At 70.1% G+C, this 17,327-nt stretch carries 24 protein-coding genes; 21 read left to right on the top strand and 3 right to left on the bottom strand.

Features of this window, described 5'->3' with window-relative positions; genetic code table 11:
* Positions 1-37 precede the first annotated feature (37 nt).
* The 4 genes from ACE3N9_RS13095 to ACE3N9_RS13080 are packed head-to-tail and all read left to right on the top strand — an operon-like array spanning position 38 to position 3,041.
* Complete coding sequence (locus ACE3N9_RS13095) at positions 38-277, top strand: acyl carrier protein (protein WP_374284258.1); 240 nt, start codon at positions 38-40, stop codon at positions 275-277.
* Positions 278-285: 8 nt separating this feature from the next.
* Positions 286-1,485, top strand: a complete 1,200-nt coding sequence (locus ACE3N9_RS13090) for an aminotransferase class I/II-fold pyridoxal phosphate-dependent enzyme (protein WP_374284256.1) — start codon at positions 286-288, stop codon at positions 1,483-1,485.
* Positions 1,486-1,491: 6 nt separating this feature from the next.
* On the top strand, positions 1,492-2,250 hold the full coding sequence (locus ACE3N9_RS13085) for a GDSL-type esterase/lipase family protein (protein ID WP_374284254.1): 759 nt from the start codon (positions 1,492-1,494) through the stop codon (positions 2,248-2,250).
* A gap of 2 nt (positions 2,251-2,252) precedes the next feature.
* Positions 2,253-3,041, top strand: a complete 789-nt coding sequence (locus tag ACE3N9_RS13080; RefSeq protein WP_374284252.1) for a GDSL-type esterase/lipase family protein — start codon at positions 2,253-2,255, stop codon at positions 3,039-3,041.
* On the opposite strand, the gene ACE3N9_RS13075 is transcribed toward ACE3N9_RS13080, so the two are convergent.
* On the bottom strand, positions 2,992-3,825 hold the full coding sequence (locus tag ACE3N9_RS13075; protein ID WP_374284250.1) for a sterol desaturase family protein: 834 nt from the start codon (positions 3,823-3,825) through the stop codon (positions 2,992-2,994). The genes ACE3N9_RS13080 and ACE3N9_RS13075 overlap by 50 nt on opposite strands.
* A 75-nt stretch (positions 3,826-3,900) precedes the next feature.
* Here ACE3N9_RS13075 and ACE3N9_RS13070 point away from each other — a divergent pair, with 75 nt between their 5' ends.
* Complete coding sequence (locus ACE3N9_RS13070) at positions 3,901-4,581, top strand: Crp/Fnr family transcriptional regulator (protein ID WP_374284248.1); 681 nt, start codon at positions 3,901-3,903, stop codon at positions 4,579-4,581.
* On the opposite strand, the gene ACE3N9_RS13065 is transcribed toward ACE3N9_RS13070, so the two are convergent.
* On the bottom strand, positions 4,578-5,210 hold the full coding sequence (locus ACE3N9_RS13065) for a glutathione S-transferase family protein (RefSeq protein WP_374284246.1): 633 nt from the start codon (positions 5,208-5,210) through the stop codon (positions 4,578-4,580). The genes ACE3N9_RS13070 and ACE3N9_RS13065 overlap by 4 nt on opposite strands.
* A gap of 5 nt (positions 5,211-5,215) precedes the next feature.
* The gene (locus ACE3N9_RS13060) at positions 5,216-5,860 is read right to left on the bottom strand and encodes a YqaA family protein (protein ID WP_374284243.1); all 645 of its coding nucleotides are present in this window, start codon (positions 5,858-5,860) and stop codon (positions 5,216-5,218) included.
* A 243-nt stretch (positions 5,861-6,103) separates the two neighbouring features.
* Here ACE3N9_RS13060 and ACE3N9_RS13055 point away from each other — a divergent pair, with 243 nt between their 5' ends.
* The 16 genes from ACE3N9_RS13055 to ACE3N9_RS12980 all read left to right on the top strand — a co-directional run bounded on the left by ACE3N9_RS13055 (position 6,104) and on the right by ACE3N9_RS12980 (position 17,321).
* Positions 6,104-6,634 carry a hypothetical protein gene (locus ACE3N9_RS13055; RefSeq protein WP_374284241.1) on the top strand — a complete coding sequence of 177 codons (531 nt, stop codon included), beginning with the start codon at positions 6,104-6,106 and terminating at the stop codon, positions 6,632-6,634.
* Complete coding sequence (locus ACE3N9_RS13050) at positions 6,621-7,943, top strand: DNA-packaging protein (protein WP_374284239.1); 1,323 nt, start codon at positions 6,621-6,623, stop codon at positions 7,941-7,943. Before ACE3N9_RS13055 ends, ACE3N9_RS13050 begins: the two co-directional genes overlap by 14 nt.
* Before the next feature lie 43 nt (positions 7,944-7,986).
* Complete coding sequence (locus ACE3N9_RS13045; RefSeq protein ID WP_374284237.1) at positions 7,987-9,135, top strand: phage portal protein; 1,149 nt, start codon at positions 7,987-7,989, stop codon at positions 9,133-9,135.
* Complete coding sequence (locus tag ACE3N9_RS13040) at positions 9,132-9,440, top strand: DUF6127 family protein (RefSeq protein ID WP_374284235.1); 309 nt, start codon at positions 9,132-9,134, stop codon at positions 9,438-9,440. The genes ACE3N9_RS13045 and ACE3N9_RS13040 overlap by 4 nt, the downstream gene beginning before the upstream one ends.
* Positions 9,437-9,847, top strand: coding sequence for an HK97 family phage prohead protease (locus ACE3N9_RS13035; protein ID WP_374284233.1), 411 nt, complete (start codon positions 9,437-9,439; stop codon positions 9,845-9,847). Before ACE3N9_RS13040 ends, ACE3N9_RS13035 begins: the two co-directional genes overlap by 4 nt.
* 54 nt (positions 9,848-9,901) lie before the next feature.
* On the top strand, positions 9,902-11,038 hold the full coding sequence (locus ACE3N9_RS13030; protein ID WP_374284231.1) for a phage major capsid protein: 1,137 nt from the start codon (positions 9,902-9,904) through the stop codon (positions 11,036-11,038).
* 107 nt (positions 11,039-11,145) lie between these two features.
* Positions 11,146-11,697 (top strand): hypothetical protein, encoded by a 552-nt coding sequence (locus ACE3N9_RS13025; RefSeq protein WP_374284229.1) that lies wholly within the window; start codon positions 11,146-11,148, stop codon positions 11,695-11,697.
* The gene (locus ACE3N9_RS13020) at positions 11,694-11,840 is read left to right on the top strand and encodes a hypothetical protein (RefSeq protein ID WP_374284226.1); all 147 of its coding nucleotides are present in this window, start codon (positions 11,694-11,696) and stop codon (positions 11,838-11,840) included. The genes ACE3N9_RS13025 and ACE3N9_RS13020 overlap by 4 nt, the downstream gene beginning before the upstream one ends.
* A gap of 4 nt (positions 11,841-11,844) precedes the next feature.
* Positions 11,845-12,234, top strand: coding sequence for a DUF3168 domain-containing protein (locus ACE3N9_RS13015; protein ID WP_374284223.1), 390 nt, complete (start codon positions 11,845-11,847; stop codon positions 12,232-12,234).
* Positions 12,235-12,257: 23 nt separating this feature from the next.
* Positions 12,258-12,665 (top strand): phage major tail protein, TP901-1 family, encoded by a 408-nt coding sequence (locus tag ACE3N9_RS13010; RefSeq protein WP_374284221.1) that lies wholly within the window; start codon positions 12,258-12,260, stop codon positions 12,663-12,665.
* Positions 12,662-12,994, top strand: a complete 333-nt coding sequence (locus tag ACE3N9_RS13005) for a gene transfer agent family protein (RefSeq protein WP_374284219.1) — start codon at positions 12,662-12,664, stop codon at positions 12,992-12,994. The genes ACE3N9_RS13010 and ACE3N9_RS13005 overlap by 4 nt, the downstream gene beginning before the upstream one ends.
* Positions 12,991-13,194: a phage tail assembly chaperone gene (locus ACE3N9_RS13000; RefSeq protein ID WP_374284217.1), complete on the top strand. Its 204-nt coding sequence runs from the start codon at positions 12,991-12,993 to the stop codon at positions 13,192-13,194. Before ACE3N9_RS13005 ends, ACE3N9_RS13000 begins: the two co-directional genes overlap by 4 nt.
* A complete protein-coding gene (locus tag ACE3N9_RS12995; RefSeq protein WP_374284215.1) occupies positions 13,178-13,750 on the top strand; it encodes a tail tape measure protein in 573 nt (190 codons plus the stop codon). The genes ACE3N9_RS13000 and ACE3N9_RS12995 overlap by 17 nt, the downstream gene beginning before the upstream one ends.
* 15 nt (positions 13,751-13,765) lie before the next feature.
* Complete coding sequence (locus ACE3N9_RS12990) at positions 13,766-16,099, top strand: TIGR02217 family protein (RefSeq protein WP_374284213.1); 2,334 nt, start codon at positions 13,766-13,768, stop codon at positions 16,097-16,099.
* Entirely contained in the window at positions 16,096-16,917 is an 822-nt protein-coding gene (locus ACE3N9_RS12985) for a DUF2163 domain-containing protein (RefSeq protein WP_374284211.1), read from the top strand. Before ACE3N9_RS12990 ends, ACE3N9_RS12985 begins: the two co-directional genes overlap by 4 nt.
* Positions 16,914-17,321 (top strand): hypothetical protein, encoded by a 408-nt coding sequence (locus tag ACE3N9_RS12980; protein ID WP_374284209.1) that lies wholly within the window; start codon positions 16,914-16,916, stop codon positions 17,319-17,321. Before ACE3N9_RS12985 ends, ACE3N9_RS12980 begins: the two co-directional genes overlap by 4 nt.
* The last annotated feature ends 6 nt before the right edge of the window (positions 17,322-17,327 follow it).

The raw sequence follows: 17,327 nt of genomic DNA, 5'->3' as shown, positions 1-17,327 counted from the left end.
CAGAGGGCCGGCTAACACCTTCGGGAGCAATGACACAATGGATCGCGCCGCTACCGCCGAAAAGATCGCCGCCCTGATCGAGCCGTTCAACAAGAAGGGTGTCGCAATCAGCGATGCCACGACCTTTGCCGGCGACCTGGAATTCGACAGCCTGACCGTGATGGACTTCGTCGCCGCGATCGAGGACGATTTCGACATCATCATCAGCATGAACCAGCAGGCCGAGATCGAGAATTACGGCCAACTGGTCGACGCGGTGGTCAAGCTGCAGGGGTGAATAGCGCCATGACCGACCTGTTTTCCAAGTTCGACCCGCTGATCGAACAGCGCCGTGCGCTGCTGGCCACCGGGGTGACCGATCCGTTCAACCTGGTGATGGAAAAGGTGATCTCACCCACTGTCGCGCTGTGCAACGGGCGCGAGACGATCCTGCTGGGCACCTACAATTACATGGGGATGACCTTCGATCCCGACGTGATTGCCGCCGGAAAGCAGGCGCTGGACGATTTCGGCGCCGGCACCACCGGCAGCCGCGTGCTCAACGGCACTTATGCCGGGCACCGCGCGGTGGAAGAGGCGCTGAAAGAATTCTACGCCATGGATCACGCCATGGTGTTCTCCACCGGCTACCAGGCCAACCTCGGAATCATCTCCACCATCGCCGGCAAGGGCGATTACATCGTCCTCGACATCGATAGCCACGCCTCGATCTGGGACGGCTGCAAGATGGGCGATGCCGAGGTCGTGCCGTTCAAGCACAACGACATCGTCGCGATGGAAAAGCGGCTCAAGCGCATTCCCGAGGGCGCGGGCAAGCTGGTGGTGCTGGAAGGCGTCTATTCGATGCTGGGCGACATTGCCCCGCTGAAGGAGATGATCAAGGTCGCCAAGGACAACGGCGCGATGGTGCTGGTCGACGAGGCGCACTCGATGGGCTTCATCGGCCCCAACGGGCGCGGCGTGGCCGAGGAACAGGGCGTGCTCGACCAGGTCGACTTCGTGATCGGCACGTTTTCCAAGTCGGTCGGCACGGTCGGCGGGTTCTGCGTGTCGAACCACCCCAAGTTCGAAATCATGCGGCTGGTCTGCCGGCCCTACGTGTTCACTGCCAGCCTGCCGCCCAGCGTGGTGGCGACCGCCTGCACCTCGATCCGCAAACTGATGCATGCGGGCGACAAGCGCGCCCACTTGTGGGAAAATTCGCGCACCCTGCACAAGGGACTGCGCGACGCGGGCTTCCAGCTCGGCACCGCCGAACCGCAAAGCGCGATCATTTCGGTGATCATGCCCGATCTGGAGCGCGGCGCGATGATGTGGGAAGCGCTGCTGCACGAAGGGCTGTACGTCAACCTCGCCCGCCCGCCGGCAACCCCGGCCGGGATGACGCTGCTGCGCTGCTCGCTGTGCGCGGAACACAGCGCCGAACAGGTCCAGACGATCATCGGCATGTTCGAGCGGGCCGGAAAGACGGCCGGGATCATCTGACCCGCCATGGCGCGGACATGGCGCGCGGCCTTGCTGGCGGCAGCATTGCTGGCGCTGCTCGCCGCGCACCACTGGCGCGGCTGGTGGGCGCCGGCGCTGCAACGCCAGATGCAGGACCAGCCCTGCCCCGCCGACCCCGCGGCTGACCCCCGGCTGGTTCCGGGCGACGAGGGCGGCCTGTGCGCCCACCGCGCCGACAATGCCCGCCGCCTGACTGCCGACACGCGGACCGAACTGGTCCTGCTGGGCGATTCGATCGTCGCCGGCTGGCAGCAGGTCGAACCCGCCCGCTTCACCGGCGCCTGGGCCAATCGCGGGGTCGACGGCCAGGCCAGCGCCCACCTGCTCGCCCGGATGCGCCAGGACGTGATCGCGCTGCGCCCCCGCGCGGTGCTGATCGCGGCGGGGCTGAACGACATCATCGCCCGGCGCGGCGTGATCAGCCCGGCGGACTATGTGGCCAACATCGAATCGCTGGTCGATCTGGCACAGGCGCACGGCATAACGGTAATCCTGGCCACCCTGCCCCCAGCCGAACGCTTTCCCACCCGCCCGCGCATCGCCCCGCAGCCGCGCATCGACCAGCTGAACGCCCAGCTGCGCGCACTGGCCCGGCGGCGCGGCCTGGTGCTGGCCGATTTCCACGCCGCCCTGGCCGCGCCGGGCCTGCGCATCGATGGCCTGCACCCCAATGCCGAAGGCTATCGCCGCCTCGCCCCGGTCGTCGAACAGGCGCTCGCCCAGACCCGCAAGGAACCAGACTGACCATGCCCCGCCTGCTCCTCCCCGCCGCCCTGCTCGCCCTTATTGCCGCCCCCGCGCTCGCCCAGACCCCCGCTCCCGCCCCGGAGACCAACATGCTCGACGAAAGTTGCACCCCGCAGGCTGCCACCAGCTATGATCCGCAGCGCGACTGGGCCTGGCTGTGCCGCTACCGCATGGCCAACCAGGCCCTGCCCGGCCAGCGCGCCGACATCGTGTTCATCGGCGATTCGATCACCGAGGGGTGGAGCCGCTTTGCCCCGGCGCTGTTCACCGGCGGGATCGTCAATCGCGGCATTTCCGGGCAGACCAGCCCGCAGCTGCTGCTGCGCTTCATGGCCGATGTGGTCGCGCTGCAGCCGCGCGTGGTCCACCTGATGATCGGCACCAACGACGTGGCCGGCAACACCGGGCCGACCACACCGCAGGCCTACCATGACAATGTCCGCGCCATGGTGACGCTGGCCAAGGCCAACGGCATCAAGGTGGTGCTGGGCTCGATCCCGCCCGCCGACCACATGAGCTGGCGGCCTGAGCTGCGCCCCGCCGCGCGCATTGCCGAGCTGAACCGCTGGCTGAAGGACTTTGCCGCCCGGCAGCAGCTGACCTTTGCCGATTACCACGCCGTCCTGTCCGGCCCGAGCGGCGAACTGCGCCCCGAATTCGGCCGCGACGGGGTCCACCCCGAAGCCGCCGGCTATGCCGTGATGGAACCGGTTACCCGCGCCGCGCTCGCCGCCGCGCTCAGTCAGCCGGCGCCAGCCCCCGTTCCGGCTGCGCCTGCGCCGCGCTGACCAGCGGCCAGGCCAGCTGTTCCCCGAACGAGGCGGGCGGCAGCCCTTCCACGCCGTAGCTGCGCGGATAGGTGCGGGTGATCCGCGCCGTACCGAACAGCACGTCCCAGAAGAACAGCAGGTTGCCGTAATTGCCCTTGTACAGCACCGCCGGATCATCGGCATGGCGGCCGTGGTGCGCGTGATGGGTGGCCGGAGTGGAAATGGTCCGTTCGACCAGCCACATCAGGGGCGCCAGCGCCTTGATCCGGTAGAGCGGCCGGTCCCAGGCGACGTCGCTGTGCGCGGCGATGATCACGGTCAACTTGACCACGACATAGCCGGCATAGACCCAGCCGAGCCCGAGGTAGATCAGCACGCCCGACAGCCAGATCCCCGGCATCATCGCGTAATAGAACAGGTTGTTGCGGTAGACGAGCCGGATGCTCATGTACCGGCCGTCATGGTGGGCGCGGTGCAGGTGGTAAAGCCACGGCACCGAATGCGAGGTACGGTGCCACCAGTACTGGGTCATGTCATCGAAGACCAGGAACAGCGCGATCGCGGCGAGGACGTTGAGCCCTGACAGCGCACCGCGCAGGTCCGGCAGGAAATGGCCCAGCAGCAGGTCCGTGGCCAGGATGATCCCCGGCTGGGTCAGGCCCAGCAGGATCAGGGTGCTGACCACTTCGACAATGGCATCGTCGCGCGTTTGCTCGGGCTTGGCGAACAGGCGGGTGCGCAGCAGTTCGGCAAAAGCGAACGCAAGGTAGATGCCGATCACGGCAAGGGTGGAGGCGGGCACCGGCAATTCTCCCACAGGCTTGTTATGGCTCCGTTGTAGCCCTATCCACGGCCAAGAATGTCAAATGATTTACATTTGAGCGCGAGCGGCGAGGCCCGCTCGGTGCCGGGGCCGACCCTGTTCAGCGGACTCGACCCGGTCCAGCAACAGACCCTGCGCGCGGCCGGGCGGCGGCGGCGCTTTGCCGACGGGCAGATGATCCAGCTGCGCGGCGACGAAGCGCGCGGCTTCTGGCTGATCGAGGTGGGCGAAGTGCGGATCGGGCAGTTCGACGCCCACGGCCACTTCAACGCGATTGCCCAGCTGCGCAGCGGCGACAGCCACGGCGAGCTGGCCATGCTGGCGGACCGCCCGCGGGTGGTCGATGCGCTGGCGGCCGGGCCGGTCGAGGCGCTGTGGATCCCGGCCACCGCGCTGGAAGCGCTGCTGGCGGCCGATCCCGGCGCCGCGCGGCGGCTGATCGCGGGCCTGGCCCGTCAGGTCCAGGACATGATCGACGTGGTCGCCCTGATCCGCCGTTCGCGCGGGGCTGACCGGATCGCCCAGGTGCTTGCCATACTCGCCGCCGATCAGCCCGAACACCGCCGCATCGCGATCACCCAGCAGGCGCTGGCCGACCTGACAGGAACTTCGCGGATGACGGTGAACCAGGTGCTGGGCACGCTGGAAGGCCAGGGAATGATACGGCGCGGCTATGGCGCGATCGCAGTGCTCGACCTGCCAGGTCTGCGCGATCTGGGCGGCGCGGAGGCCTAACCCAGCACGCCGCCGGGGCCCTGCGCGGTCTTGGCGCGCTGGAAGGCTGCGCGCTGGCTCAGGCGGTCGAGATAGGCGGCCATGCCGGGGGTGACCTGGTCTTCCAGGCCGATCGACAGCGCCAGCATCACCGCATAGCCCACGGAAATGTCGGCCATGGTAAAGCGCCCGGCGGCGACGTGTTCGCCCTGCATCAGCGCTTCGGCATTGCGCAGGCGCGAGCCGAACCACTGGGCATAGTCTTCCGCCGCCTGGGCCAGGCGGCGTTCGGGCGGCTCCAGCCGGGTATAGCGCAGATGGATCGTCTGCGGGAAAGTCAGCGTCGCCTCGCCCATGAACAGGAAGTTGAGGTAGGCGCCGTAGCCCGGCTCGTCCGGGGCCACGGCCAGGTCCGAGGGGCCGAACCGGGTGGCGAGGTAATGCGGGATCGCGCTGCTTTCGGTCAGCAGTTCGCCATCGACCACCATCGCCGGAACCGTGCCGAGCGGGTTGATGTCGCGGTAGCCTTCGACCCGCGCGCGCGGCGGGAACGGCATCAGTTCCAGCCTATAGGGCAGGCCCAGCTCCTCCAGCGCCCACAGCGCCCGGAACGAGCGCGCATCGCGGCAGTGGTAGAGCGTGATCTCCATCGCGCTCAGGCCGCGGTCTGGACCTGCGCGGCGGCGGCAGCGCACTTGGCGTCGGTCTGCTTCGAGCCGCCACCCAGGAAGGCGATCGCCAGGAAGCCCGCCACCACCAGCAGGGCAAAGCCCGCCGTGGCCAGGCCCAGGTACTTGTCGATGAAGGCCTTGATCGGCGCGCCGAACAGGCGGAACAGCACGCCCACGATCATGAAGCTGATCGCGCGGCTGACCAGGCTGGCGCCGATGAACACCAGCAGCGACATGCCGATGAACCCGGCGGTGATCGTCAGCAGCTTGAACGGGATCGGGGTGGCGCCCTTGATCATGATGATTTCGGCGCCGTATTCACGCAGGTAGCAGGCGGCGCGCGGGAAGCTTTCGGTCAGCCCCAGCACGGCCAGCAGCTGGGTGCCGATGGTATCGTACAGGAAGTGCCCGATGGCATAGCCGAGCATCCCCCCCGCGACCGAGGCGAGCGTGGCGATCAGGGCAAAGCGGATCGCCTTTTTCGGTTCGGCCAGGCACATCAGCCCCAGCAGGGGGTGCGGCGGGATCGGGAAGAAGCTGGCTTCGACGAAGGAGAAGGCGGCCAGCCACCATTCGGCGTGCGGGTGGGCGGCCTTGGCCATGGTCCAATCGTACAGGCGGCGCAGCATGCAAACTCCCCGAGGGTAAATTAGTTCGCGCCTGCTTAAGCGGCGGCGTGCGGGGCGGCAAGCCGAACCTGCGGCGTTCGGCGCGGTTGCCCGCCTTTGCATTTATAACCACATTGGTTCAAAATGCTTGACAACGTCACGCTGTTTGGGTACATATCAGGAACATCGCGATAGTCCGATTCGCCGCCACGGGGCGGGTTCGCTGCTTCGCCATGGCCCCTTTGCCAAATTCAGGAGAACCGGATGAGCACGGCCCACAAGGCGCCGGATGCGGCGCAGCGCGCCCGCCGGGCCCCGCGCAAGAAGCGCAGCATCACGATCCCGCCGCGCCTGCGCGAAGCGGAAGCGGGCAAGAAGCTCGACAAGCATTGGCGGACCTATTTCCTCGCCGCGCTGATCGAAACGTCCAACGTCACCCGCGCGGCCGAAGCGGCGGGGATTTCCGCCAGCCGCGCCTACCGCGTGCGGATGGAGGACGCCGATTTTCACCGCCAGTGGCTGGTTGCCCTGGCCGAAGGCTATCGCAACCTGGAAATGGAAGTGCTGGGCTACCTGCGCGATCCGGCCCCCGGCCACAAGATGGACGTCGCCAACGCGATCCGCGTGCTGACCCTGCACCGCCAGACCGTGGCCCACCAGCGCGCCCAGGATGACGACATGAGCGAACAGGACGTGCTCGAATCGATCAACGCCATGATCGACGAGATGCGCGACCGCGCCAGCGCCAATGCGGCGCTGCTGGCCGCGCCCGAGAGCGGCGATGCGCGCGACTGAGCGGGGGCGCAGCTTTGACGCCCTGTCGCGCCAGGCCAGCCGCGCGCTGCTCGCCCGGATGAGCCAGCGCCAGCGCCATGCCCTGCGCACCCATTGGGAACTGTGGGCGCACGATGGGCAGATCGCGCCGGATGGCGATTGGCAGACCTGGCTGATCCTGGCCGGGCGCGGGTTTGGCAAGACCCGCGCCGGGGCCGAATGGGTGCGCCAGGTGGCCGAAAGTGACCCCGCCGCGCGGATCGCGCTGGTCGGCGCCTCGCTGGGCGAGGTGCGGGCGGTGATGGTCCAGGGCGACAGCGGTCTGCAGGCGATTGCCCCGCGCGGCCTACGCCCGCGCTTTGCCCCGTCGACGCGGACGCTGACCTGGCCCAACGGAGCGCAGGCCATGCTCTATTCCGCAGGCGAACCGGAAAGCCTGCGCGGCCCCCAGCACAGCCACGCCTGGTGCGACGAGCTGGCCAAGTGGGACATGGTCGGCAGCCGCGCCGCGATGGCCTGGGACAACCTGCAGCTGGGCCTGCGGCTGGGCCGCGACCCGCGCGTGGTGGTGACCACCACCCCGCGCGCGGTGCCGCTGCTCCAGCGCCTGCTGGCTAGCGAAGGCGTGCGCGTGACGCGCGGATCGACTTACGAGAACAAGGCCAACCTGCCCCCGGCCTTCCTGCGCAGCGTGCGCCGCGAATACGGCCAGTCGCTGCTGGGGCGGCAGGAACTGGACGGCGAAATGATTGCAGACCTGCCCGGCGCGCTGTGGACCCGCGCCCTGCTGGAGGCCTGCCGCGAGCCGTCCGCCGCCAGCGCGCCGGTGCGCACCGTGGTCGGGGTAGATCCCCCGGCCTCGGCCCACGGCGATGCCTGCGGGATCGTGGTCTGCGCCCTTGGCGAGGACGGCATCGGCCGGGTCCTGGCCGATTGCAGCGTCGAGCGCGCCAGCCCCGAACAGTGGGCCCGCGCCGTCGCCCGCGCCGCCCGCGCCTGGCAGGCCGACCGGGTGGTGGCCGAAGCCAACCAGGGCGGGGCGATGGTCGCCAGCGTGCTGCGCGCCGCTGATGTCGCTTTGCCGCTGCGGCTGGTCCACGCCAGCCGGGGCAAAGTGGCCCGCGCCGAACCGGTCGCCGCGCTCTATGAAGCCGGGCGGATCCGCCACGCGGGGCCGTTTGCCCGGCTGGAAGATGAACTGTGCGGCCTGCTGCCCGGCGGCGAATACCACGGCCCCGGGCGCTCGCCCGACCGCGCCGACGCCCTGGTCTGGGCGATGACCGAACTAATGCTGGACCGACCAATCACGCCGCGCGTGTCGCTGGCCTGAACCGCCCTGCCCGATCCGAATTTCCGCTGCGAAAGGCCCCCTCATGTCCTTTTTCCAGACGCTTGCCGCCGCCTTCAAGGGCGGGGGTTCCCGCGTGCCGCTGGCGCGCAATTTCACTTCGCCCTGGTTCTTTGCCGAGGGCAGCGCGCGCGCGCCGTTCGAATACAATGGCGCGGTCAGGCGGGCCTATCTTGATAACCCGGTGGCGCAGCGCGCGGTGCGGCTGGTGGCCGAAGGGATCGGCGGCGCGCCGCTGAAAGTGGCAGAGCCGCGCCTGCTGGCCCTGGTCAAGGCGACCAGCGGCGGGCAGGGCCTGCTTGAAACGCTGGCCAGCCACCTGCTGCTGCACGGCAACGCCTATGTTCAGGTGATCAAGGACGCCGCCGGCGCGCCGGTGGAACTCTACGCGCTGCGCCCCGAACGGATCAGCGTGATCGCCGGGGGCGATGGCTGGCCCGCCGCCTATGCCTACAAGGTGGGGGACAATACGCTGACCATCCCGGTGCTGGACGAGGATGCATCGCCGAACCTGATCCATGTGAAGCACTTCCACCCGGCGGACGACCACTATGGCGCGGGCTGCCTGTCCGCCGCCGACCAGGCGGTGGCCACCCACAACGCCGCCGCCGACTGGAACCGCCGCCTGCTGGAAAACGCCGCACGGCCCAGCGGCGCGCTGGTCTATGATCCCGGCGACAGCGCGGGGCTGAGCACCGACCAGTTCGACCGGCTGAAGGACGAGCTGGCCCGCGCCTATTCCGGCATGGCCAATGCCGGGCGGCCGCTGCTGCTGGAAGGCGGGCTGAAGTGGCAGGCGCTCAGCCTGTCGCCCGCCGAAATGGACTTTGCCGAGCTCAAGGCCGCCGCCGCGCGCGACATCGCGCTGGCCTTTGGCGTGCCGCCGATGCTGCTGGGGCTGCCGGGCGATGCGACCTATGCCAACTACCGCGAGGCCAACCGCGCGCTGTGGCGGCTGACCCTGCTGCCCATGGCGGCCAAGCTGCTGGGCGCGATCACCGAAGGGCTGGACACCTGGTTTCCGGGCGCGGAACTGGCGGTCGATCCCGACCGGGTGCCTGCCCTCGCCGAAGACCGTGAACGGCTGTGGAGCCAGGTCAACGCCGCCGAGTTCCTGTCCGATGCCGAAAAGCGCGCCCTGCTGGGGCTGGCTCCTGCGGAGAACAAAGCATGAACCGTGACGAGATGCTGGCCCGCCTGCTGGTCCAGGCGGAAGACCAGGGCGCGGCAGTCGTGACGCTGCGCGCCGTGGTGGAGGAAGCGAGCGAACTGGGCGCCGAACGCGCCCTGTCGCGCATGGGGCTGGACGATCCGCACGCCCATATCGATCTGTCGGAGCTGCGCCAGCTGCTGCAGGCCTGGCGCGATGCCAAGACCAGCGCGTGGAAAGCCGCGATCGGCTGGGTGGTGCGCGGCGCGCTCGCCCTCCTGCTGATGGGCATGGCCTGGCGGCTGGGCCTGCCGGAGCTGCTGAAGTGAGCGGCGCCGAGCCCGCGCTGCGCTTTGCCGGCTATGCCGCCCTGTTCGGCCAGCGCGATGCCGGCCACGACACGATCCGCCCCGGCGCTTTCGCCCGGACCCTGGCCGAACGCCGCGATCCGATCCCGCTGTTCTGGCAGCACCGCCCGGACCTGCGCATCGGCTGGGTCGAGCAGCTTGGCGAGGATGCGCGCGGGCTGCGCGTGATCGCCACCATCGACAACCCGCAGGGCGGGGCCGCCGCGGCGCTGAAACGCGGCGCGGTGACCGGCCTGTCGTTCGGCTACCGCGCGCGGCAGTTCGTGCGCGATGCCCAGGGGCGCGAGCTGCGCGACATCGAGCTGTTCGAGGTCAGCCTCGTCACCCACCCGATGCAGCACGGCGCGCGGGTCCACCTGGTTTCCTGATTTCCCGATTCCCCCTTCCGCCAGCGCGCGGATTTTCACGTGAAAGGCATGTTCATGGACAATGCAGTACCGGTTGAGGCGCTGGACGCCTCGTTCGATCTTGTCGCCCGGCAGGATGCGGCCGAGCAGGCGCTCGGCGCGCTGCGCTCGGACGTCGAGGAAGTGAAGTCGCGGCTGGAAAAGGTCAGCCGCGCCGCCGCCCGCCCGGCGCTGGGCGGTTCGGCCCAGCCCAGCCCCGAACTCAAGGGCTTTGTGCAGGGCTACCTGCGCCAGGGCCGCGAGACCGAGCTCAAGTCGGTTTCGGGCGCGGTGCTGGCCGATGGCGGCTATGCCGTCCCGCGCGAAATCGACGCGCTGATTTCCGCCCAGCTCAAGGCCATCAGCCCGATCCGCGCGATCGCCCAGGTGGTCCAGACCGGCAGCGCTGGCTATCGCAAGCTGGTCACCTCGGGCGGGACCGCCTCGGGCTGGGTCAGCGAAGTGGCCGCGCGCCCGGAAACCAGCACCGGCAAGTTCAACGAAATCGTCCCGCCGATGGGCGAACTCTATGCCAACCCGGCGGCCAGCCAGACCATGCTGGACGATGCCGACTTCGACCTGGAAGGCTGGCTGGCGAACGAAGTGGCCGCCGAATTCGCCCGTGCCGAAGGCGCCGCGTTCGTGAACGGCACCGGCACCAACCAGCCCAAGGGCTTCCTGGCCGCGCCGACCAGCAACCTGGCCGATGCGACCCGCCCGTTCGGCACGCTGCAGTTCGCGGTGTCGGGCAATGCCACCGGCTTCGATACGGCGCCCGAACTCAAGCTGATCGACCTGGTCCATGCGCTGCGCAGCGGGCACCGCCAGGGCGCGGTCTGGGTGATGAACAGCAAGACGCTGGCCGCTGTGCGCAAGTTCAAGGCGGCGGACGGTTCGTTCCTGTGGCAGCCCGGCGTGATGGAAGGCGTTCCGGCCCGCCTGCTGGGCTATCCGGTGATCGAGGCCGAGGACATGCCCGATGTCGGCGCCGGGGCCTTCCCGATCGCTTTCGGCAACTTCCGCAACGGCTACCTGATCGCCGAGCGCCGCACGACCTCGATCCTGCGCGATCCGTTCACCAACAAGCCCTTCGTCAACTTCTACGCGACCAAGCGCGTTGGCGGGCAGGTGCTGGATAGCGACGCGATCAAGCTGCTCAAGATCTCGACCTAAGCGGTTCGCGGCCGGGTCCTCCCCTCCCCGGCCTGCCGCCCCCGCGCCGCTGCCCACGGCGGCGCGGGGGATTCGCTTGTTCCATTCCCCCGGACACGGAGACCGCCATGAAGCGGGCAATCGTTACGCCAGCCGCGCTCGCGCCGGCGGCCCTCGCCGAGCTGAAGGACTGGCTTGGCATCACCACCAGCGCCGACGACGCGCAGCTGGGCGCGCTGCTGCGCGCCAGTCTGGACCTGTGCGAACAGTTCACCGGCCTGATGCCGCTGCAACAGGCCTGCGAGGAAGTGCTTCTTGCCAGTGCCGACTGGCAGCGCCTCGCCGCCCGGCCCGTCCAGGCCATTACCCAGGTCAGCGGCATTCCCGCCGAGGGCGCGCGCTTTGCCCTGCCGGTGGGCGACTATGCGATCGACCTCGACGCCGATGGCCACGGGCTGGTCCGCGTGCTCAACCCCGGCAGCGCCGGGCGGGTGGCCGTGACCTTCACCGCCGGGCTGGCCCCGGACTGGGCCAGCCTGCCCGAAGCGCTGCGCCACGGCGTGATCCGGCTGGCCGCGCACCAGTACCGCGCCCGCGAGGATGGCGGGGCTGGCGCTGCCATTCCTCCCGCCGCGGTCGCCGCGCTGTGGCGCCCGTGGCGCGCGCTGCGGCTGGCATGACCGGCCCGTTCGACCAGCTGGTCGCCCGGCTGACCAAGCAGGCCGCGCGGCTGGCCGAAGCGCGCCTGCGCCAGCATGCCATCCCGCCCGAGCTGGGCTGGCGCCGCCCCGCCCTGCTCTGGCCCCTGTTCACGAAAGGATAGCGCGATGGAAATCGCCCTGCGCGCCGCGCTGATCGACTGGCTGAAGGCCGATGCCACGCTGGCCGCCGCCCTCAACGCGATCGTCGAGGAAGCGCCCACCCGCACCGCCCTGCCGTGGCTGGCGATCGCCGCCAGCGCCAGCGCCGACTGGAGCGCCAAGGACCGCCAGGGCCGCGAAGTGCGCCTGGCCCTGGAACTGCACTGCCGGGGCGACGATCCCGCCACGGCCGGCACGCTGGTGGCCACGCTCGAAGCGCGTCTGGCCGCGCTGCCCGCCGTGCAGCCCGGCTTTCAGGTGGTGACCAGCCAGTTCCTGCGCGCCCGCGCCGAACAGCGCCCCGCCAACACCCGCGCCGTGCTGGTCGAATACCGTTTCCGCCTGCTGGCGGACTGACCCCATCCACAAGGAGAACGCCCATGACCGCCCAGAAAGGCAGCGCCTTCCTGCTCAAGATTTCCGATGGCGCGCCGACGCCGACCTATCGCACCGTTGCGGGCCTGCGCACCACCCAGATGTCGATCACCGGCGATCCGGTGGTGATCACCACCAAGGAAAGCGGCGGCTGGCGTGAAATGCTCTCGGGCGCAGGCGTGCGCCACGTCTCGGTCAGCGCAGCGGGGATCTTCCTCGGCAGCGCCGCCGAAGCCCAGATCCGCGCCAATGCCATGGCCGGGACGCTCGACGATTACGAGCTGAGCTTCGAAGGCGGCGAAAAGCTGCGTGGGCGTTTCCTGGTCCAGAAGCTCGACTATGCCGGGGATTTCAACGGCGAACGCAATTACACCCTGTCGCTCGAAAGCTCGGGCGAGGTGGTGCCGGCGTGACGCCCGACGATAGCGCCCCCGCCAATCCGCACCGGGGCGAGGCCAGCCTGGACCTCGCCGGTGTCCCCCGCCTGCTGCGCCCCAGCTTCACCGCGCTGGTCGCCGCCGAGGAGGAACTGGGCCCGCTGTTCGCCCTGGTCGAACGCGCGGGCGCGGGGCAACTGCGCCTCGCTGAAATGGTCGCGCTGTTCTGGCACTGCCTGGCCAGCCGCGACGGATTGAGCCGCGACACCGTGGGCCAGGCCGTGACCGAACTCGGCCTCGCCCGCGCCAGCGCGCCGCTGCGCGTGCTGCTCGGCCAGATCCTGCAGGGCGATGCCCGCGCATGAGCGATGCGCGGTTCGCCCCCGGCGCCGTGCGGCTGGCAGGGCTGGCCGCGCGGCTGCTGGGCTGGCGGCCGGCCGAATTCTGGGCCGCGACCCCGGCCGAACTGGCCTGCGTGCTGGCCCCGCCCGCGGCTGACGGCTCTCCCCTCTCCCGCAGTGACCTGAACCGCATGATGGAGCGCGAAAATGACCGACCCGGTTGATAGCCTGCTGATCGACGTGCGCGCCAATACCCAGGGCTTCGCGCAGGATCTGGCCGCGATGCGCGGCACTTTCGACAACACCCTGGTGGACGGCTTCGACAAGGCCGGCAACGTGCTGGAACGCGGCCTGCTCTCGGCCATCCGCAAGGGCAGCCTGGGCTTCGACGATCTGAAGCGCGTGGCCTTCAACGTGATCGACCAGATCACCGCCCAGGCCGTGAGCGGCCTGTTTTCCGGCGGCTCCGGCGGTGCGGGCGGCCTCCTCGGTGGGGCGCTCAACCTCGGCGGCTTGCTCGGCGCGGCGCTCGGCCTGCCGGGGCGCGCCACCGGCGGGCCGGTCAGCCCCAACCGGCCGTTCCTGGTCGGCGAGCGCGGACCGGAACTGTTCGTGCCGACCAGCGCCGGGCGGATCGAGCCGGGCCTTGGCACCAAACCGCGCGACGTGCGGGTGTCGATCAACATCTCCGCCCCGTCCGGCGCGAGCGCCCCGCAGGCGCTGCAACGCTCCAGCCGCCAGGTAGCCAGCGCGGTGCGCCGCGCCCTGGGCGAGCTTTGAGGAAAGGAAAATCCCATGGCCTTCTGGCTCGCCAAGCGGCGCGAAGGGCAGGACAGCGACTGGATCCAGCGCTTCGACCCGCGCTTCTGGACCGTCGATTTCCCGCGCCCGATGCTGGCCGCGCTGACCACCACCGCGCCTGACGCCTTGCGGATCGACGCCACTTTCCTGCGCGAAGGCGATCTGGCCGGGCTGATCTGGGCGAGCGAGGACAAGCTCGATCACCCGCTGCTCGCCTATGCCACCGACCGCGACTATTCGCGCACCACACTGGCGTTCCGCTGGCGCTCGGCGGGCGTGTTGCCGCTCGATGCGGTCAACGGCCCGACCCTGACGATCGAGGGCCAGGACGCCAGCGGCGCGGCGCATGTCTGGTACGTGCGGCTGTGGAACTATGCCCAGGGCACGCCCGATGACGCGCTGGTCACCCTGCCCTTTTCCGCGCTGACCGGCGGCTGGACCGTGGCCGGGGGCGATCCGGTGCACCCGGCGCGGATCGACCGGATGTTCATTTCGCTGGTCGCGCCCGGCTATGTCGCCGGATCGACCGCGCCGCTCGCCATGGCCGCAAACGGCTGGGTGGAACTGACCCAGATCCGCTGCACCGGCCACCGCGCCATGCTGGAACTGGGCGACGTGATCGTCCCGCCGCACGGCCTGGCCATGGCCACCGCCTATGACGATTGCTGCAACCAGGCCCCAGCCCGGCTGATCCGCAATGTCCTGCAACTGGGCTATCGCGGCAGTCTGCTGCACTATGTCGGGATGAGCCACTACATGCGGCTCGGCGCGGTGAGCGGGGCCTTCCTGGCCCAGGCCAGCGGCGATCCGCTGGCCGGCCCGGCGCGGGCCTGGCATGCGCAGTTCTTTGCCCTGGCCCAGGCGGCGGGCTTCGCGCCCATCGCCTCGCTGTCTTACGAATTGCTGGCCCAGCACTGCCCCGATGCCTGGCAGCAGCGTGCCGCCAATGGCGATCCGGCCCGGACCGGGTGGGACCCGCCGTCAGCCCTGCTCAGCCCGGCGCACAGCGGGGCGATGGCCTGGCTGCAATCGGTCGGCGCAGCCTTCGCGCAGTTGCTCCGCGATGCCGGGGCGGCGGTGCGGTTCCAGATCGGCGAGCCGTGGTGGTGGATCATGGCCGATGGCCGCCCGTGCATCTACGATGCCGCAAGCGTGGCCGCGCTGGGCGGCAGCCCGGTGGCTATCCCCGATCTGCGCCAGCCGCTGAACGCTGCGCAAAAGGCGCTGCTCGACGCCGCCGGCGCGCTGCTGGCCGGATCGACCGCCGCGCTGCGCGATGCGGTGCGCGCATCCGTCAGCCCGGCGAGCACCGAAGTGCTGCTGCTGGTCTTCACGCCCACCGTGCTCGACCCGGCGATGCCGGACATGCTGCGCGCCAACCTGCCCGTGGGCTGGGCCAGCCCGGCCTATGACCGCCTGCAGGTGGAGGATTACGACTGGCTGACCGCCGGCGCCGATGCCTGGCGCCGCGCGGCCTATGCCACGGTCAACGCCCGGCTGGGATATCCGCCCGGCGAGCAGGACTACCTGGGCGGCTTCGTGCTGCTGCCCGGCGATACCGCCCTGTGGGAACGGATCGACGCCGGGCTGGACCAGGCCGGCCAGCGCGGCGCGCATGAGCGCTTTGTCTGGGCGCTGCCGCAGGTTTGCCGCGACGGCTTCGTCCGCCTGCCCCCCACTGCCGAGGAGAGCGAGATGCTGCCCTTCGATGATCTGCCCTATCCGCTCGCCTTGGGCCGCGACGCCACGGTAACGCCGGAATTCTCCACCTCGGTCGCGGTCACCGCGTCCGGGTTCGAACGCCGCAACAGCCTGTGGTCGAACGCGCGGCTGCGCTTCGATGTTGGGCCCGGGATCCGCTCGGAAACGGAACTGGGCACGCTGATCGCCTTCTTCCGCGCCCGGCGCGGCGCGGCGCGCGGCTTTCGCCTGCGCGACCCGTCGGACCACAGCTCGAACGGGATGACCGGAACGCCCGGTATGACCGACCAGCTGCTGGGCATGGGCGATGGCACCGTCAGCAGCTTCCCCCTGGTCAAGCGCTATGGCGCGGGCGAGGCTGAACAGGTCCGCCGCATCACCCGCCCCCATGCCGACAGCGTGACCGTCAGCGTGGACGGGGTGAGCGCCAGCGGCTGGACGCTGGAGCCGGGCGGCGTGATCGCCTTTGCCGCGCCGCCCCCGGTCGGCAAGGCGGTGCGCGCCGGCTTCACTTTCGACGTGCCGGTGCGCTTTGCCGAAGACCGGCTCGACGTGTCCGGCGCCGCCTTTGCCGCGGGCGAGGCGCCCAGCGTGCCGGTGATCGAGATCCGCGAGGCCGAGCTGTGACCCGCGTCTGGTTCGACACGCCGCTGGAAACGGTCGCCACCTTCTGGCGGGTGCTGCGCCGCGACGGGGTGACGCTGGGCTTCACCACCCACGACCGCGACCTGCGCTTCGACGGGGTCAACCACCGCGCCACGCCGGGCATGGTGCCCAGCGCGATCCGCCGTTCGGCCGATCTGGAACCCGACAGCGCCGAAGTGCAAGGCGCGCTGAGCCACGATTCGATCTCCGCCGCCGATCTGGCGCTGGGCCGGTTTGACCAGGCCCGTGTGCTGATCGGGCTGGTCGACTGGGAAAGCCTGGACAGCCACGTGCTTTATCGCGGTGCGATCGGCACGGTCGCGGAACAGGCGGGGGAATTCACTGCCACGCTGCAATCGCGCAAGACGGAGCTGCTGCGCGATCCGGTGCCGCGCACCAGCCCCAGCTGCCGCGCCGCATTCTGCGGCCCGGGCTGCGCGCTGCCGGGCGCGCGGTTCGATCATCACGGGGTCGTGGCCACCTGCGATCTCGCCGCCAACAGCGTCAGCGTGACCACTGCGGCCCATCCGGCTTTGCTGGTGGGCGGGCAGCTGCGCTGGCTCGACGGTCCGCTGGCGGGGCTGGCCATGGGCATCGCCGCGCTCGATGGCACCGCCCTGGTGCTGGACCAGCCGCTTGACCTGGTGCCCCCGGCCGGTGCCCGCGTGCTGCTGCGCGAAGGCTGCGACCGCACGCTGGACACCTGCGCCACCCGGTTCGGCAATGCCGTCAACTTCCAGGGCGAACCCTTCCTGCCGGGCAACGACCTCGTCACCCGCTACCCCTCGCCCGTGCAATGACCGGGGCAGACCTGGCGGAGGCCGCGCAGGCACTTGTCGGCACCCGGTTCCGGCTGGGCGGGCGCGATCCGGCCACCGGGCTGGACTGCATCGGCCTGCTCGAAGCCGCACTGCACCGCTGCGGCCATCAGGTGCGCCTGCCCAATGGCTATGCCCTGCGCCTGCGCGACGCCGCTGCCTGGCTGCCCAGCCCGGCCGAGGCGGGCTTCGTCATCGCCGCCCCGCCGTTTGCCCCAGGCGATGCGGTGCTGCTGCGGGTCGGTCCGGCGCAGTTCCATCTCGCGGTCCATGGCCTCGCTGGCGACTGGATCCATGCCCATGCCGGGCTGCGCCGCGTGGTGCGGCACAGCGTGATGCCCACCGGCGAAGTCATCCATCACTGGCGCCCCGCGCCCTGCAATTGAGGTCCG

This window comes from Novosphingobium sp., assembly GCF_041905565.1.
Taxonomy (GTDB): Bacteria; Pseudomonadota; Alphaproteobacteria; order Sphingomonadales; family Sphingomonadaceae; genus Novosphingobium.
This window is presented reverse-complemented; position numbering and strand designations above follow the sequence as displayed.

Excerpts from the sequence above, each read along its gene's own strand:
- ACE3N9_RS13010 (WP_374284221.1), top strand. The coding sequence starts at position 12,258 with ATGACCGCCCAGAAAGGCAGCGCCTTCCTGCTCAAGATTTCCGATGGC.
- ACE3N9_RS13015 (WP_374284223.1), top strand. The coding sequence starts at position 11,845 with ATGGAAATCGCCCTGCGCGCCGCGCTGATCGACTGGCTGAAGGCCGAT.
- ACE3N9_RS13020 (WP_374284226.1), top strand. The coding sequence starts at position 11,694 with ATGACCGGCCCGTTCGACCAGCTGGTCGCCCGGCTGACCAAGCAGGCC.
- ACE3N9_RS13080 (WP_374284252.1), top strand. The coding sequence starts at position 2,253 with ATGCCCCGCCTGCTCCTCCCCGCCGCCCTGCTCGCCCTTATTGCCGCC.
- ACE3N9_RS13065 (WP_374284246.1), bottom strand. The coding sequence starts at position 5,210 with ATGGAGATCACGCTCTACCACTGCCGCGATGCGCGCTCGTTCCGGGCG.
- ACE3N9_RS13090 (WP_374284256.1), top strand. The coding sequence starts at position 286 with ATGACCGACCTGTTTTCCAAGTTCGACCCGCTGATCGAACAGCGCCGT.
- ACE3N9_RS13095 (WP_374284258.1), top strand. The coding sequence starts at position 38 with ATGGATCGCGCCGCTACCGCCGAAAAGATCGCCGCCCTGATCGAGCCG.
- ACE3N9_RS12980 (WP_374284209.1), top strand. The coding sequence starts at position 16,914 with ATGACCGGGGCAGACCTGGCGGAGGCCGCGCAGGCACTTGTCGGCACC.
- ACE3N9_RS13050 (WP_374284239.1), top strand. The coding sequence starts at position 6,621 with ATGCGCGCGACTGAGCGGGGGCGCAGCTTTGACGCCCTGTCGCGCCAG.
- ACE3N9_RS12995 (WP_374284215.1), top strand. The coding sequence starts at position 13,178 with ATGACCGACCCGGTTGATAGCCTGCTGATCGACGTGCGCGCCAATACC.
- ACE3N9_RS13040 (WP_374284235.1), top strand. The coding sequence starts at position 9,132 with ATGAACCGTGACGAGATGCTGGCCCGCCTGCTGGTCCAGGCGGAAGAC.
- ACE3N9_RS13085 (WP_374284254.1), top strand. The coding sequence starts at position 1,492 with ATGGCGCGGACATGGCGCGCGGCCTTGCTGGCGGCAGCATTGCTGGCG.
- ACE3N9_RS13045 (WP_374284237.1), top strand. The coding sequence starts at position 7,987 with ATGTCCTTTTTCCAGACGCTTGCCGCCGCCTTCAAGGGCGGGGGTTCC.
- ACE3N9_RS12990 (WP_374284213.1), top strand. The coding sequence starts at position 13,766 with ATGGCCTTCTGGCTCGCCAAGCGGCGCGAAGGGCAGGACAGCGACTGG.
- ACE3N9_RS13025 (WP_374284229.1), top strand. The coding sequence starts at position 11,146 with ATGAAGCGGGCAATCGTTACGCCAGCCGCGCTCGCGCCGGCGGCCCTC.
- ACE3N9_RS13055 (WP_374284241.1), top strand. The coding sequence starts at position 6,104 with ATGAGCACGGCCCACAAGGCGCCGGATGCGGCGCAGCGCGCCCGCCGG.
- ACE3N9_RS13000 (WP_374284217.1), top strand. The coding sequence starts at position 12,991 with ATGAGCGATGCGCGGTTCGCCCCCGGCGCCGTGCGGCTGGCAGGGCTG.
- ACE3N9_RS13030 (WP_374284231.1), top strand. The coding sequence starts at position 9,902 with ATGGACAATGCAGTACCGGTTGAGGCGCTGGACGCCTCGTTCGATCTT.
- ACE3N9_RS13060 (WP_374284243.1), bottom strand. The coding sequence starts at position 5,860 with ATGCTGCGCCGCCTGTACGATTGGACCATGGCCAAGGCCGCCCACCCG.